Here is a 14,546-nt window from a genome sequence, read left to right on the forward strand (position 1 = left end):
TGACATACAAAAAGTTAGGGCTCAATTTCAGGCAAGGGTTTGCCAGCTGGAGCTTTTAACTTCAATGAGGTCTCTGCAATAATTTCATAAGAGGATTTGACTTCGAAAGCTTTTTCAATGGAAATCAGGTCGCCTCTTCGCAAAAAGTCAAATGCTTTTGATTCAGGAGGGTGTTCTGGTAAGCGAGAAGATAGGGATTTTTTCCCTCCCGTTCCACAAAGATAAAACTTTTTCCCTTGGAAAGAGTCAACAGGGGGGCTAATAATCCGATACAGCGCTTGTTCCTGTTCGAGCTTTGGCCAGGCAGCTTGGGGGCTTCTTAAGATCAGATAAGACATTTTTAAGGAGCTAAGATTAATCTGAGCTGCACGTTGTAGTTCCTTAATCAGATAAGGCTTTTCAAATTCACGTTGTGCATAACAGGGGCTATTGCTAGTTTGCAGAGCAGGGCATTCTCCTTGCCACACACAAGGTGCTTGAATTGGAACTCTTTTCTTGACCATGGCGTCGCGGATTTGAAGAATGCGATTATTAGATTCTCCGAAGGAATTACCTACAATTACAAGATAGCCATGTGGAGTCAGTAAACGAAGCAGATAATCTAAAAACTGTTGCTGCTTTTCAATAGCACCTTTGACAGAAATTGGAAAAAGCTCTTCCAAGCAATGCCCTAAGATGATGCAGTCAAATTCCCCAGAAACAGGTAAAGAAGAGGGGTGTTCCCAGCGCCGTATTTGGATAGGAAAGCCGTAGCGTCCTGAAATTTCACCTGCGAGTTGTAAGGCGGTTTGATTTTGATCTAAGGCAAAAACTTCGCGGGCACCATGTTTCAGAGCGGCAAAAGAAAAAGGGGCTGGGCCGCTGCAGAGGTCTAAAATCCGTTTTGGAGAGGATGGGAGTTCTCCAAGTAATGATAAGCCTTGTTGGTAGTGAACAACCCATTGATACAGAAGATAAGCACCGAGGAGCTTAGGATCTTCAAAGTAATGTTTTTTGGGTGGGGTTCCTGCATTAAAAGCTTCTTGTAGTTGAGTGATTGCTTCAACAACTCCACGAAATTCTCTTGTTTGTAAGCGATCAGAAGGGCCAGAAATTTTATGAAAGCGTCGCCACGTTCCCATTAAAAGTGGAATTAAAGTTTCAAGATCGGCTTTTGGAATAGGTTTTCTTTTCATAATTTTTCGGAGTCCGTTTTATTCAAAAAGGAGGGTTTGTTCACGAGCGGTCATTTCTCTCCACTCACCAGGTTGTAAAGGACCTAGATGTAGTCCCCCAATTCGAATACGTGTTAATTCTAAAACAGGGAGTTTTACAGATTCCATCAAAAGACGGATCTCTCTCTTTTTCCCTTCGGCAATCGTAATTTTTAGGGTCCCTCGTCTCACTTTACTGACTCGGATAGGACGTACAAACGTTTTCTCAACAAGAGTTCCACTAGAAAGCGCACTTAAATGCTCTGCTTCCACTTCCTCATTTGTTTTAACTAAGTATTCTTTGTGAATATTTGCTGATGGATGGATCACGCGATTGGCAAAGTGGCCATCGTTTGTGACGATGATCAATCCGCTTGTATCTTTATCTAATCTGCCGACCGTAAATAGTCTTTCTTCAACTGTGTCAAACAAGTCTAAAACAATTTTGGAGTCTTTATTTCGTTTGTTCGAGCAGATGTATCCAATAGGTTTATTTAAAATGTAATAGACTTTATTTTGTTTTTTGCCGACAGATTGCCCCTTACAAGTGATGACATCGTTTTCATCCACTAATGTTTGAGGAACGAGAGTGACTTCTCCATTAACGGTGACACAACCGTCGAAAATCAGCATTTCACAAGCTCTGCGCGATGCAACACCTGCAGCAGCCATCACTTTACTTAATCTTTGTTTTGTTTTATCCATCGAGTAATCTTTAATGTAATGATTAAAGAAAATAATAAAGAAGTTCTTAAAAAAAGTCAAAAGATAAAAAAAATTAAACAAATCGTTTGCTTTAGCTATTTTCCTTGTGTTTTTTCAATAGCAAATTTAAAAAAGGAAAATATAAGAACCTTGAGGAGGAACAATGAAAAGACGGGGCATTTTATTCGTTGCTTTTTTACTGGTATCGCAGAGCTTATGTGCTTTGCTGTCTCCCTTAGCGCAAAGTAGCGTAGAGATTAAAGCTATCCTAGACGATAAGAAGTTTTCAGAATCGATTGGAGCAGGGGAAGTGATTGAAAAAATCAAAAAAAAGAAAGAGGGGTATGAAATTGAAACATCTCGCTCTAAATTATTTGTAAAAGTGATTCCTATTCCAAGTCATAAAATCGGTCCCCAGCAATTTCAATTAGAATTTAGTGAGCCTGAACATCTAAAAGATGATAAATAATCTGCATGATAAGCCTGGATGAATAGCCATTCAGGCTTAAGCCAATTGATATCCATTTTCAATTTTCTTTGCTGGTTCTAAAATGGCTCGGCCACTCACCGCGCAAAGAATGGCGGATGCTTCATAAGGAAAGTCCTCTTATTGTAAATTTAAAAGGGACAGGGCTTGTTTCCCTATTAAGCTTCCAACCCAAAAATTTTGCTTAAATAGACCCATACCCAATTTTTGGGTGCTTCCGAAATTCAATCTTATAAATACTGTTTTGTAATCCTTATGCAATTCTTCTTTTTCGATTTTTTCTATCTTCCCGATCTTCAAATCTACTTTTAAAAAATCATCCCAAGTTAAGTCTCTCTTGTTTTGGTTGAGAAAACGTTGCTGAGGAAAAATCCCAACTTTTTCTCCAAGTTCAACGGGACTCGACGGGCGAAAAAGTACAGTCGTCTTTCGTTTTTCATCTGACGTTCCAGTAGTTTTTTGAACCCCCGTCACTAAGCAATCGGACATAATGGCTGCCAATTTGTTTGCGTGGAAAGTTCAAAATACACGCAACTTGCTGGTTCATTATTTCGTCGGTTGTGTGATTGGAGGTGAATTGAGCCGAACCTGAATAAAAGCCCTTATTTCCCATTAGGGGACCATTAAATTGCAGATCGAGAAGATAAGCAGGAATTTTGGCATGTGGGTTAATTGAAATGGCAACAACCTTTCCAATGGCCATTTCAACTTTATTAAATTCTTGAATGGAGATAGTGGGTTTTTCTAGCAATTCGAATCCCTGGTTAAATCTTGCAGGAACTCTACATATGTCTTTTGATATTTGTCGATCGAGGGCCAGATTACCGCTTGCTCGTTTAGTTTTTTCACGCTATCCTAAAAAGATCAAAGAGGAGAAAGCTATGAATAAGCTCATTTTAATGCGCCATGGACAATCGGAATGGAACCGTCTGAATCTCTTTACTGGCTGGGTAGATATCCCTCTTTCACCTCTTGGTATTGAAGAAGCTTTGGTGGGGGGAGATCGAATTAAAGACATCCCGATTGATATCATTTATACAACATCACTCATGCGTGCGCAAATGACTGCTATGCTTGCCATGAGTCGCCATACATCGGGAAAAACTCCCGTGATTCTTCATCCTGGGCAAGGAAAACTCCAAGAGTGGGGAAAGATCTATAGTAAGACTGCAGAAGAGTCGTGTATTCCAGTGATATGTGCTTGGGAACTAAATGAGCGAATGTATGGCGAACTGCAAGGATTAAATAAAGCTGAAACTGCCGAAAAATTTGGAGCTGATCAAGTAAAAATATGGCGTAGAAGTTTTGATGTCCCGCCTCCAAATGGGGAAAGTTTGGAGATGACAGCTGCGCGTTCAATTCCTTATTTTGAAGAAAATATCCTTCCTCAGCTACAAGAAGGCAAAAATGTTTTTGTGTCTGCGCATGGAAATTCCCTACGTTCGATCATCATGTACTTAGATCAGTTGTCGCGGGAAGAAGTATTAAATCTTGAATTAGCCACTGGAGAGCCTATTTTCTATATGTTCCAAGATGGTAAAGTAATCAGAGAGTCTTAAATGCCAAATGGAATTTATTTAGATAATAACCTTGTGACACGTCCATCTAAGAAGGCTGTCAGTGAAATGCTTCCTTTTTTGACGGATCGATGGGGAACACCTTCAGCGCCGCACCGGATGGGACAAGAATTATTCCCTGCAATGTCTGAAAGCTATAAAGCCTTGTACGCTTTAATCGGTGCGAAAGAGGTTGATGACATTATTTTTACTTCTTCAGGAGAAGAAGCTGTGAATCATGTTTTTACGGCAGCTTTTCACGATATCATGTTGCCGACAGGTCGAAATCAATTGATTTGTGCCAATCAGGATGAAGCCCCTGCGCTGATGGCGATTGGCCGACTTGAACAACATGGTTGTGTTGGTAAGTTTGTGTCTGCCAATCAGGAAGGGCGCGTAACAGCGGAAGAAATAGCCGATCATATCACTCCAAGAACTGCCCTCGTTTCACTTTCATGGGCAAATGGTTTGACGGGTGTTATAAATCCTGTGCATGAAATCGGCGCTCTTTGTCAGCAAAGGGGTATTAAATTTCATCTAGATGCGACACATGTTCTAGGAAAGCTATTCTTTAATTTGGAAGACGTACAAGCGGATTTCATCACATTTAGTGGCGATCGTTTCCATGCTCCGAAGGGGACTGGTGGTCTTTACATTAAAGCAGGGGTGAAGTGCAGTTCCTTCATTTTAGGAGGGCTTGAACAAGGTGGATTACGCGCGGGGAATTTAAATGTACCCGCTTTAGTTGCTCTTGCAGCAGCTGCAAAAGAAGCTGTTGAAACGCGAGATTTAATGTGTACGGAAATTGCACGCCTTCGAAACAAATTGGAAACTGGAATTAAAGAAAGTTATCCTGAAGCGGTCTTGTTTTTTGATGAACAAGAAAGACTTCCACACACAACGACTATCGCTTTTCCTGGAATTGCCAATGAAGCTTTGCTCTACGCGCTTAACCGACAGTTGGTTTTTGCAAGCATTGGAGGCGGTTCTTTTCAGCAGATCGGGTTAGTTTTAGCCGCTTCAGGAATCAATCCCCAATTAGCTCATTCGGCTTTAAGTTTCAGTTTGTCACGTGAGACGACGGAAGATGAAATTGACCGCGCGACATGGATCGTTACCGAAACAGCAAAGTATCTTAGACGCGCATCTCAAAAAATTTTAAAGTAAAGAATTAAGCATGAGTCTCGCAGCCCTAATCACGCCTTTTCCTTGGAGCCGATATAGTAAAAAATTGGCCGCTAAAATTGACAACCCGCGCTCCATCGGTTTTTTTACTTCTGAGGAATCAGAAGCTCGTTGCATGTTTTTAGCAGAAGGGACAGAAGGATCACTTGAAGAAGGAAATTTAGTTCGCTTTTATTGGTTGGTAGATACAGATGATGGGATCATCGTCGATGCCAAGTTCCAAGCTTACGGGCAATCAGTTTTAATAGGCGCCGCAGAAATTGCTTGTGAGCTGATGGTTGGAAAAAACTACGACCAAGCTCGACGTATAAGCGTCGAATTAATCGATCGGCATGTGCGAGATAAGGCTGAAGAAACCGCTTTTCCCAAAGAAACCTACCCCCATTTGAATCTTATTTTAAGTGCCATTGAAGATGCTTTCGAAAAATGTATCGGAATTCCCGTTGCAGAGAGTTATATCGCCCCACCCGTGCCATCTGAAATCGGTGAAGTTGTGGAAGGTGGGTATCCAGGTTGGAAAGAGTTAACCATCAAAAAGAAAATTGCTGTCATTGAAGAGATTATGAACCGAGATATTAGACCTTATATTGCCTTAGATGGTGGAGGGGTTGAAGTATTGAATATCTTAGAAGACAGAGAGATTGTGATTGGCTATCAAGGGAATTGTACCTCTTGCTACTCATCAATCGGCACCACACTTTCCTATATTCAGCAAGTTTTAAGAGCTAAGGTTTATCCAGATATTATAGTTACTCCAGATACTTCTATATTTAATTAACATCCTATATAATAGAAAGGGATTAATATATAAAGGTGGATAATATGACGGATCAATTTTCCATTAAATTAAAAAATACAACGCTTAACTGGAATCGAGAAGATCTTTCAGCTAAACTGAAAAAGCTTAGTGAATTAGATGATCAAGGCAAGCTAGGCGGAAAAACAGTCGTTATAAAGAAAGACTTATCTGTAAAAACTTTGGGAAAGGTGAAGCAATTTTTTTGGTCTATGTTGTCAAATACTCGTCTGGGGCGTCGCATATATGGGGTGGATTATAACCAAAATGAAGCAATCTTCACTCAAATAAAAGACAAATTAACTCCTACTGACAATGATCTAATTGAACTATTTAATGCTAGCGTTAACAAATACAATCATTATCAAGATAGAGTCGTTATAACAAAAGTAGAGGAAGAGAATCCAATTCCTAAAGCTACGAGTCCAAAAGCTATCAGTCCGACGTTAGCCAGAGCTTTGGAACAGGTCGAAAACGTGCCTAAAGCAGAAGTCGTGCATATGTCTTCAACTTTGTTAGATCCTCTTGGAGCAAAAAATGCCGAAGCCGCACATTTGGATATTTCTTTAGAACTTGAGCCGCCGAAACATGCTGTAAAGCTAAAAGATGGTAGCATTGCAACGGTATTTGGTAAAACTAAAGTTGTTCTTGTAAAGGGATCTACTCTTGATCAGAATACCGATGCTATTGTTAATGCCGCAAATGAAAGGTTGCTAGGAGGGGGAGGAATTGATGGACAAATTTGGTCGCGCAGTGGGGCTCTCTCCGGTGCTAAAGATTCTGGAGAGTTTCTAAAAGCAGAAATCATGCCTATTAAAGCCAATCTTCCAAGCGGGAATCTTCCAAATGGTGAAGCTGTGATTACACGAGCTCTAGGATTGAACAGCCGCTATATTATACATGCTGTTGGTCCTCGCGGAGCGCAACCTAAAGTCCTAAGAAATGCCTACTTAAATAGCTTAGAATTATTAGATGCGAATCAGCTCAAGTCTATCTCATTTTGCTGCATTAGCCAGAGCATTTTTGGGTATTCACCAAAAGATGCTGCTCCTATAGTTGTGGACCTTATCCGTCGTTATTGTGAATACAAAGATGGACCGACGACAGATTTGCAGTCAGATCAGTTGCAGAAAATGGTTGAGGAAGATGAGTCTTTTGATGCTTCTAAATTAGAACCATTTGAGCGAGAGATCCGTTTGGTCATGTATTCAGACAATGAATGGGACGAATATAGCAAACTGGACGTTTTTAAAACTGCCTAATGTCCTTACAAGCGATCTTTTGTTGAGCAGTAGATTTTCCAGTTGGCTTTCTATAAAAGCAAGAGAGAGAGAGACTATTTTTTGATTCAATCAAATTTAGAAAAACATAGTAGCCCTTCAATTACAATCATGAAAAGAAATTCTGTCCATTGTTCTTCTTTTGAATTTTTTTAAATTTTGTCACATTTATGCAAACTGTAACAGTTTATAAGTAAAATAGCAGAATTAAAAAATACCTAAGGTTATATTGTGCCCTCCAAAAAAACTTGATGTAGTTCTTCTAAACTAAGGTTGTGGTATACTAGAAGGATTTAATGCAGAAATGATTCTATTGATTAAAAATATTTTTTTTGTTATAATAATTTTTCTAAAAAGAGGTTATCTTATGAAAATAAGCTTTATGAAAGAACCAAGCAAATTGCCTATAGACCTTATTGGCGATAAGCAGGCAAGAAACCTCAAAGTACAAGAAGGATATTATTGCTGTGGTTACAAGGAAGAAAAAGCTTCTTTTTTGCAAAGACACTTAATTTATCGGGTTCATCACATTTTAGCTCGCTTATTTAGTCATAAATATTCAGAAGAAGAGAAAAGACTTCTCAAAGAAAAAAGGCAATACGTTTACTACTGTCTTCCAAAAGATGTCGATCGGCGAGGAACCGTCCCTGCAGAGGATGCGCTGTTTTTTTGTGACGCAGGAGTGAACGTCCAAGAGAGGCTAAGAACCGAGTTCTTTAAACAGATGCAAGGGACTTATTTATGCTCTAAAGTGATCCTTTTAAACACATCAAGTGGCGGCTGTAATTTTTTCAATGATGCGGATGGGGCTTTTGCATCCAATTCCGAAGGTCAGAAAGCTTTTAGGGATAATGGAGGGGGATTTCTCCTGTTTTGTTCTAATATTAAAAATGACTCAACCGAAACGTTTCTACGAGATCATCCGGAATTTAGGGGGAATAATGCTCGTTACAAAGGAGCTATGTTTCAGTTGCTTAAGAATAGAGACATGTCTGTTATGAGAAATCCTCTCTATCAGGGTAAATTTTCTCGGGAATTTATCCACTTCCTGGAAACAGGAGAAGAGCTTCTCTCTATAGGTTTCAAGCAAAGATATTTTGGTGTTGGAGGGACTTTCCCTCCTAAAAAATAGTAAAGAATATGCTAAAGTTGATTTTTCCATTTGGAGCACGATTGTTTAGCTTTGCATAAAAAGCAAATTTTTGTTAAGAGCTTCGTCACTTTACCCATCCTGAGCGATAAGATAAGCATGCAAATGTATATTCCCTGAATTTTTCTTCTATATTGCTATTTTTAATTTAGTCAAAGTTTAAAAAAATATAATAGTCCAATATTAAGAGGCTGCTAATGCAACGAAGTTGCGAAATAAGCCAGTATAACTCCAATGACAATCATGAAAAGAAATTCTGTCCATTGTTCTTCTTTTGAGTTTTTTTAAATTTTGTCACATTTATGCAAACTGTAACAGTTTATAAGTAAAATAGCAGAATTAAAAAATACCTAAGGTTATGTTGTGCTCTCCAAAAAAACTTGATGTAGTTCTTCTAAACTAAGGTTGTGGTATACTAGAGGGATTTAATTCAGAAATGATTCTATTGATTAAAAATATTTTTTTGTTATAATGGTTTTTCTAAAAAGAGGGTGTCTATGAAAATAAGCTTTATGAAAGAACCAAGCAAATTGCCTATAGACCTTATTGGCGATATGCAGGCAAGAAACCTCAAAGTACAAGAAGGATATTATTGCTGTGGTTACAAGGAAGAAAAAGCTTCTTTTTTGCAAAGACACTTAATTTATCGGGTTCATCACATTTTAGCTCGCTTATTTAGTCATAAATATTCAGAAGAAGAGAAAAGACTTCTCAAAGAAAAAAGGCAATACGTTTACTACTGTCTTCCAAAAGATGCCGATCGGCGAGGGACCGTCCCTGCAGAGGATGCGTTGTTTTTTTGTAACGGAGGAACACAAGTCCAAGAAAAGCTAAGAATCGGGTTCTTCAAACAGATGCAAGGGACCTATTTATGCTCTAAAGTGATCCTTTTAAATAGTGCAAGTGGTGGCAGTCATTTTTTCAACGATGCTGATGGGGCTTTTCCATCCAATTCCGAAGGTCAGAAAGCTTTTAAGCAGAACCATGGGGGATACCTCCTTTTTTGTTCTACTAAGTGTAACAATGAGTCAACCGAAACATTTCTAAGAGATCATCCGGAATTTAGAGATAACAATGCTCGTTACAAAGGGGCTATGTTTCAGGTGATTAAGAATAAAGACGTGTCTGTCATGAGAGACCCCCTTCATCAGGGTAAATTTTCTCGGGAATTTATCCACTTCCTGGAAACAGGAGAAGAGCTTCTCTCTATAGGTTTCAAGCAAAGATATTTTGGTGTTGGCTAAGCTATTTGGGGGATGGGGATTAAAAGACTAGTTTTCAGTATAGCCCCCTTCTTTACAGTAAAGACGGCTCTAGCATGATCCGTTGTTCATTTGTTAAACTTCCATTCTCATAAATTGGATGAAGAAAGTGTAAGATTCAGTGTACTCTCTCAGTATTTGCCTTTACTAAACCGTCTCTTCTCGGGGTCTTTTCTCCAACCAAAGTTTTTATTTTTCTTTAAGGGTCAAGAAACTTATAGGATGTTTCTCTCAGGCATGATTTCTTATTGTATGAGAATCTGAAATTCTGGCATCCTATGGGTCATTTCGTTATTCGATATTGCAATCGGAAGAGGTTGACGATATGAAATACGCTTTCTTATGACTTAAATTATCAAAAAGGATGAAATATGACGCCTTATGAATATGGATTGATCGCTTGCGGCCTCATTGGCTTGCTTTACGGGGCGATAACGATTCAATCAGTGCTATCTAAAAGTGCAGGAAATGAACGCATGCAAGAAATTGCTAGTGCCATCCAAGAGGGGGCAAGGGCTTATCTGAACCGTCAATACACGACTATTGCAATGGTTGGTGTTGTGGTATTTGCATTTTTAACTTGGTTTCTAGGATGGCATGTAGGCCTTGGTTTTGTAATTGGAGCAATCTTATCTGGTGCCGCTGGTTATATTGGAATGAACATTTCTGTACGTGCTAACGTGAGAACAACTGAAGCTGCGCGCCAAGGTTTGGCATCGGCTCTAGATGTGTCATTCAAGTCTGGTGCAATTACGGGGATGCTTGTTGTCAGTTTGGGGCTACTAGGGATCACCGGCTATTATATATTTTTGAAAAACAGTAATATTTCATTAAGCGCTCTCTTAGAGTCCCTTGTTTCTTTGGGATTTGGAGCGTCGCTCATTTCGATTTTTGCACGCTTAGGTGGAGGAATTTTCACAAAAGGTGCAGACGTTGGCGCTGATCTCGTTGGAAAAATTGAAGCCGGAATTCCTGAAGATGACCCACGCAATCCAGCTGTTATTGCAGATAACGTTGGTGATAACGTTGGGGACTGCGCAGGAATGGCAGCAGACTTATTTGAGACATATGTTGTGACAATCGTTGGAACGATGCTTTTGGCTGGCATCTTCTTCACAGGTGCAACCATGGAAACAATGATGTTGTATCCGTTGGCGATTGGTGCGATTTGTATTTTAACTTCCATTGTTGGAACTTTTTTTGTCAAACTAGGCAAAAGCCAAGACATCATGGGCGCTCTTTATAAAGGGTTTATTGTTACAGCAGTATTGTCAGCGATTGCACTTGCATGGTTGACTAAGTATTTGATTGGATTTGACCAGTCCTTTACTGTGAACCACGCCACTTTTACAGGTTTAAATCTTTTCTATTGTGCATTGACAGGGCTTGTCGTTACAGGTTTACTCATGTGGATTACAGAATACTACACCCTGACGAAATACCGTCCTGTACAGAGTATTGCTCAAGCATCTACAACTGGACATGGAACAAACATCATCCAAGGGATAGCCGTTTCTATGGAAGCTACAGCCCTTCCCGTTGTGGTGATCTGCGTTGGAATCCTCGTTTCCTATATCAATGCTGACCTTTTCGGTATTGCTGTCGCCGCAACAAGCATGCTTGCTTTGGCTGGTATGGTTGTCGCACTGGATGCCTACGGTCCTGTAACAGATAATGCGGGTGGAATTGCGGAAATGTCCAATCTTCCGGCAGATGTGCGAAAAACGACAGATGCGCTTGATGCGGTAGGAAATACAACAAAAGCTGTGACGAAAGGATACGCAATCGGATCTGCTGGTTTTGCTGCTTTGGTTTTGTTTGCTGCATTTATTGAAGATTTAGGACGTTATTTCCCTGATTATCAAGGGGAGTTCCTTCTTGAGAATGCCTATGTTGTGATCGGACTGTTCATTGGAGGCTTACTTCCTTATCTATTTGGAGCTCTTTGCATGATGGCTGTAGGCCGAGCAGCGGGTTCTGTTGTTGAAGAGGTACGTAGCCAATTCCGTGACAATCCGGGCATTATGGAAGGTACATCCAAACCGAATTATGGTCGCACAGTTGACATGTTGACAAAAGCTGCGATTAAAGAAATGGTTCTACCTTCCCTTTTACCTGTTGCAGCTCCAATTGTGCTATACTTTGCGTTAACTTATACAGTGGGGCAATCAGAGGCGTTTATTGCGTTAGGATCGATGCTTTTAGGCTCTGTTGTGACTGGTCTTTTCGTGGGCCTTTCTATGACATCTGGTGGTGGCGCATGGGATAATGCTAAGAAGTTAATTGAAGATGGGCGTCATGGTGGTAAGGGCTCAGATGCTCACCGTGCTGCCGTTACGGGAGATACTGTTGGCGATCCGTACAAGGATACTGCAGGTCCTGCGATTAACCCGATGATTAAAATCATCAATATCGTTGCATTATTGCTGTTGGCTGTATTAGCGGCGCAGTAACATTGGATAAACAAAAGACTAAAAAGCCATTCGGCTTTTTAGTCTTTTTCGATTTCGTTCAGTTCTTGATGGGCTTTTTCCCAATCTTCTAAAGTCTGGTTCAATTCCTCTTCTAGCTTTGATTTCTTAGACAAAAGTTTCGCTTGCTCTTCTCTAGACGTTCGTTCGTAAAATCCTTCAGATCCCATGGTAGCGTCTATTTCTTCTATTTTTGTTTCAAGCTGCTGGCATAAATCCTCAACGCGCTTGATTTGCTTTTCAAGTTGGGCGCGTAAATTTCGTTGTTTCTTTTGTTCTTCGTAAGAAAGTTTATTTTGCGATTGTTTGCTGGCTTGGGAGGCTCGCTTGGCTGATCGATCTAAATGGTCCACATCTCGTTTTTCTAAATATTCAGGATAGGAGCAATGAAAATCGTGAATGCCGGTTTCATTAATTTCAATGATACGGGAGGCTAGGCTTGCTACAAAATATCGATTGTGGCTGACAAATAAAACGGTTCCAGAATAGGTTTTCAGGCTGTGAATAAGGGCTTCAATAGCTTCCATATCTAAGTGGTTAGTCGGTTCATCAAAAATGAGGATGTTCTGTTTTGCCAACATCATTTTTGCTAAAATTAATCGAGCTGCTTCTCCGCCACTTAAAACTTCAATCGTTTTGTGTACATCATCGCCTGAAAATAAGACTTGTGCCAGCATTTGACGGGCTTGCTGTTCTTGAACATCTTGTAAAGAGCCACAAAGCCAGTCAAGCAAGGAGCTTTTTTTATTGAATTCCTTAGAATGATCTTGCGGGAAATAGGCGAATCCGGCTGCGTGTCCCCACTCAAAGGTGCCGGCATCAGAAGGGGTGCGGCCAGATAAAATTTCAAGTAGGGTTGACTTTCCAATTCCATTTGGGCCGAGAATGGCAATCTTTTCTCCCCGGCCTACTTCAAATGACACATTTTCTAAGACTTTTTTCTCTCCGTAAGCTTTTTGAATTCCCGTAATTTTTAATGGGGTGACTCCTGATGGACGTGTAATGGGGAATTGTAGGTGGGGAGCTTGTCTAGATGAGGGAGGAAGATAATGTTCTTCCATCGCATTTTCAAGCTTTTCCATCGCTTTCAATTTAGATTGAGCTTGACGAGCCTTGGTCGCCTTTGCACGGAAGCGATCGACAAATTCTTGCAGGTCTTCTTTCTTCTTTTCTTGTTTCGCGAGTTGATTTTCCTTTTGCTCCAATTCCCAGGTCTTAGTTGTTTCAAATTGATCGTAATTTCCTGGGTAAATTTTAACCATTTCGTAGTCTAAATCCATCACGTCAGTTGCAATCCCATTGAGAAAACTTCGATCGTGAGAGCTGACCACCACGGTTCCTGAAAATTGTCGGATGTAATCTTCCAGCCACTTAATCGAGTAAAGATCTAAATGGTTAGTCGGTTCATCCAAGATCAGAACGTCTGGTTGACTGAACAAAACTTGAGCAAGTAAAACGCGCAATTTATAACCACCAGACAAAATTTTTAAAGGTTTGTTGTGAAGATTCGCTTTTAATCCCAATCCTTCTAGCAACTCTCCAATTTGACTTGTTGCAGCATAGCCCTGTTGTTCTTCAATGTGTTTTTCACAATTGGCTAGCTGATGGCATTGGTCTTCACTCAGTATGGCTTCTTGTAGCAGTAGATCTTTTTGTTTCAGTGCATCCCATAAGATAGGTTTTCCCATTAAGACTGTGTCAATCAGTGAGACATTTTCATAAAGGAAGTGATCTTGCTTTAAAGTTCCTAAACGGATCAGAGAAGGCATGAAGATGTCGCCTTTTTCTGGGGTAAGGGTGCCGCTTAGAATCTTGATGAGTGTGGATTTCCCAGATCCATTGGGTCCAACTAATGCATAGTGGCGTCCTGGATTCAGCTGAAAATTGGCGTTCCGAAAAAGAATCTTATCGCCATAGCGCATAGTGAGATTGATTGCAGAGATCATAAAACCTGAAAAAATAAGTTTAACATTGTATTGAACTATCTGAATATAACCGATTTAAAAATAAATTACAATGTCTGTGCAGTGAGCGTGACCTCTGAAAAAAGAGAGTATTGAAATGGGGAAAATTTGACTTTGCAATAAATAGCTAAAACACAAGTAGATGCGAACAATTCATTTTTGTTGAATTTTCAAAAATGCATCTCTCAATACATTTTAAAGGCTTATTTTAAGTGTTCTTGTCATTAAATGTGCAGAAATATCAAAAAATGGAAAAAAATGAACAAAATATCATTATTAATATGCAAATTCTCTCAAAAAAGCGTTTTAAGCACGACAAGAGCGTCTTTATTAAGATATTGAAATTTCGGATTATTTTATTTAAAAGCAGCAGTTAAAACGAGTAAAAATTCATTTAATGACGAAAAGGGGTTGCGGAAATAATGTGTCTTTTTGTATTGTCTTAGTTTCTTTCGCAAATAAGCAAGACGCTAACGAGTGAAACGAAAAGCAAAGCC

General features: G+C 39.8%; 13 protein-coding genes. 8 read left to right on the forward strand and 5 right to left on the reverse strand.

The window, feature by feature from the left end; all coding sequences use genetic code 11:
• Positions 1–14: 14 nt before the first annotated feature.
• Entirely contained in the window at positions 15–1,175 is a 1,161-nt protein-coding gene (locus AOM43_RS09325) for a small ribosomal subunit Rsm22 family protein (RefSeq protein WP_059359980.1), read from the reverse strand.
• Between the two features lie 18 nt (positions 1,176–1,193).
• Positions 1,194–1,898, reverse strand: coding sequence for a pseudouridine synthase (locus tag AOM43_RS09330; RefSeq protein ID WP_059359982.1), 705 nt, complete (start codon positions 1,896–1,898; stop codon positions 1,194–1,196).
• Positions 1,899–2,061: 163 nt separating this feature from the next.
• On the opposite strand from AOM43_RS09330, the gene AOM43_RS09335 reads away from it, so the two are divergent.
• A complete protein-coding gene (locus AOM43_RS09335) occupies positions 2,062–2,367 on the forward strand; it encodes a hypothetical protein (RefSeq protein ID WP_006341308.1) in 306 nt (101 codons plus the stop codon).
• A 138-nt stretch (positions 2,368–2,505) separates the two neighbouring features.
• Here AOM43_RS09335 and AOM43_RS09340 read toward each other — a convergent pair whose 3' ends face one another.
• Positions 2,506–2,874, reverse strand: a complete 369-nt coding sequence (locus AOM43_RS09340; protein ID WP_226987471.1) for a hypothetical protein — start codon at positions 2,872–2,874, stop codon at positions 2,506–2,508.
• The gene (locus AOM43_RS09345) at positions 2,822–3,136 is read right to left on the reverse strand and encodes a hypothetical protein (protein WP_006341306.1); all 315 of its coding nucleotides are present in this window, start codon (positions 3,134–3,136) and stop codon (positions 2,822–2,824) included. The genes AOM43_RS09340 and AOM43_RS09345 overlap by 53 nt, the downstream gene beginning before the upstream one ends.
• Before the next feature lie 130 nt (positions 3,137–3,266).
• Between AOM43_RS09345 and AOM43_RS09350 the strand changes: the two genes are divergently transcribed.
• From AOM43_RS09350 to AOM43_RS09380, 7 genes are all read left to right on the forward strand, one after another.
• The gene (locus AOM43_RS09350) at positions 3,267–3,944 is read left to right on the forward strand and encodes a 2,3-bisphosphoglycerate-dependent phosphoglycerate mutase (RefSeq protein WP_036746222.1); all 678 of its coding nucleotides are present in this window, start codon (positions 3,267–3,269) and stop codon (positions 3,942–3,944) included.
• A complete protein-coding gene (locus AOM43_RS09355) occupies positions 3,945–5,108 on the forward strand; it encodes a cysteine desulfurase family protein (protein ID WP_059359984.1) in 1,164 nt (387 codons plus the stop codon).
• 10 nt (positions 5,109–5,118) lie between these two features.
• Entirely contained in the window at positions 5,119–5,904 is a 786-nt protein-coding gene (locus AOM43_RS09360; RefSeq protein WP_006341303.1) for a NifU family protein, read from the forward strand.
• A gap of 44 nt (positions 5,905–5,948) precedes the next feature.
• The gene (locus AOM43_RS09365; RefSeq protein ID WP_059359986.1) at positions 5,949–7,184 is read left to right on the forward strand and encodes a macro domain-containing protein; all 1,236 of its coding nucleotides are present in this window, start codon (positions 5,949–5,951) and stop codon (positions 7,182–7,184) included.
• A gap of 385 nt (positions 7,185–7,569) precedes the next feature.
• A complete protein-coding gene (locus AOM43_RS09370) occupies positions 7,570–8,334 on the forward strand; it encodes a hypothetical protein (protein ID WP_226987472.1) in 765 nt (254 codons plus the stop codon).
• Positions 8,335–8,849: 515 nt separating this feature from the next.
• Positions 8,850–9,596 carry a hypothetical protein gene (locus AOM43_RS09375; RefSeq protein ID WP_059359993.1) on the forward strand — a complete coding sequence of 249 codons (747 nt, stop codon included), beginning with the start codon at positions 8,850–8,852 and terminating at the stop codon, positions 9,594–9,596.
• Positions 9,597–9,985: 389 nt separating this feature from the next.
• Positions 9,986–12,067, forward strand: coding sequence for a sodium-translocating pyrophosphatase (locus AOM43_RS09380; RefSeq protein WP_006341296.1), 2,082 nt, complete (start codon positions 9,986–9,988; stop codon positions 12,065–12,067).
• A gap of 38 nt (positions 12,068–12,105) precedes the next feature.
• Here AOM43_RS09380 and abc-f read toward each other — a convergent pair whose 3' ends face one another.
• Complete coding sequence (abc-f, locus tag AOM43_RS09385; protein ID WP_013924524.1) at positions 12,106–14,031, reverse strand: ribosomal protection-like ABC-F family protein; 1,926 nt, start codon at positions 14,029–14,031, stop codon at positions 12,106–12,108.
• Positions 14,032–14,546 lie beyond the last annotated feature (515 nt).

Source organism: Parachlamydia acanthamoebae (genome assembly GCF_000875975.1).
In the GTDB taxonomy this organism is placed as follows: domain Bacteria; phylum Chlamydiota; class Chlamydiia; order Chlamydiales; family Parachlamydiaceae; genus Parachlamydia; species Parachlamydia acanthamoebae.

What these genes read in the sequence shown, in the direction of transcription:
- AOM43_RS09360 (WP_006341303.1), top strand. Translation starts at nt 5,119, where the DNA reads ATGAGTCTCGCAGCCCTAATCACGCCTTTTCCTTGGAGCCGATATAGT.
- AOM43_RS09365 (WP_059359986.1), top strand. Translation starts at nt 5,949, where the DNA reads ATGACGGATCAATTTTCCATTAAATTAAAAAATACAACGCTTAACTGG.
- AOM43_RS09330 (WP_059359982.1), bottom strand. Translation starts at nt 1,898, where the DNA reads ATGGATAAAACAAAACAAAGATTAAGTAAAGTGATGGCTGCTGCAGGT.
- AOM43_RS09370 (WP_226987472.1), top strand. Translation starts at nt 7,570, where the DNA reads ATGAAAATAAGCTTTATGAAAGAACCAAGCAAATTGCCTATAGACCTT.
- AOM43_RS09380 (WP_006341296.1), top strand. Translation starts at nt 9,986, where the DNA reads ATGACGCCTTATGAATATGGATTGATCGCTTGCGGCCTCATTGGCTTG.
- AOM43_RS09375 (WP_059359993.1), top strand. Translation starts at nt 8,850, where the DNA reads ATGAAAATAAGCTTTATGAAAGAACCAAGCAAATTGCCTATAGACCTT.
- AOM43_RS09355 (WP_059359984.1), top strand. Translation starts at nt 3,945, where the DNA reads ATGCCAAATGGAATTTATTTAGATAATAACCTTGTGACACGTCCATCT.
- AOM43_RS09340 (WP_226987471.1), bottom strand. Translation starts at nt 2,874, where the DNA reads ATGTCCGATTGCTTAGTGACGGGGGTTCAAAAAACTACTGGAACGTCA.
- AOM43_RS09325 (WP_059359980.1), bottom strand. Translation starts at nt 1,175, where the DNA reads ATGAAAAGAAAACCTATTCCAAAAGCCGATCTTGAAACTTTAATTCCA.
- AOM43_RS09350 (WP_036746222.1), top strand. Translation starts at nt 3,267, where the DNA reads ATGAATAAGCTCATTTTAATGCGCCATGGACAATCGGAATGGAACCGT.
- abc-f (WP_013924524.1), bottom strand. Translation starts at nt 14,031, where the DNA reads ATGATCTCTGCAATCAATCTCACTATGCGCTATGGCGATAAGATTCTT.
- AOM43_RS09335 (WP_006341308.1), top strand. Translation starts at nt 2,062, where the DNA reads ATGAAAAGACGGGGCATTTTATTCGTTGCTTTTTTACTGGTATCGCAG.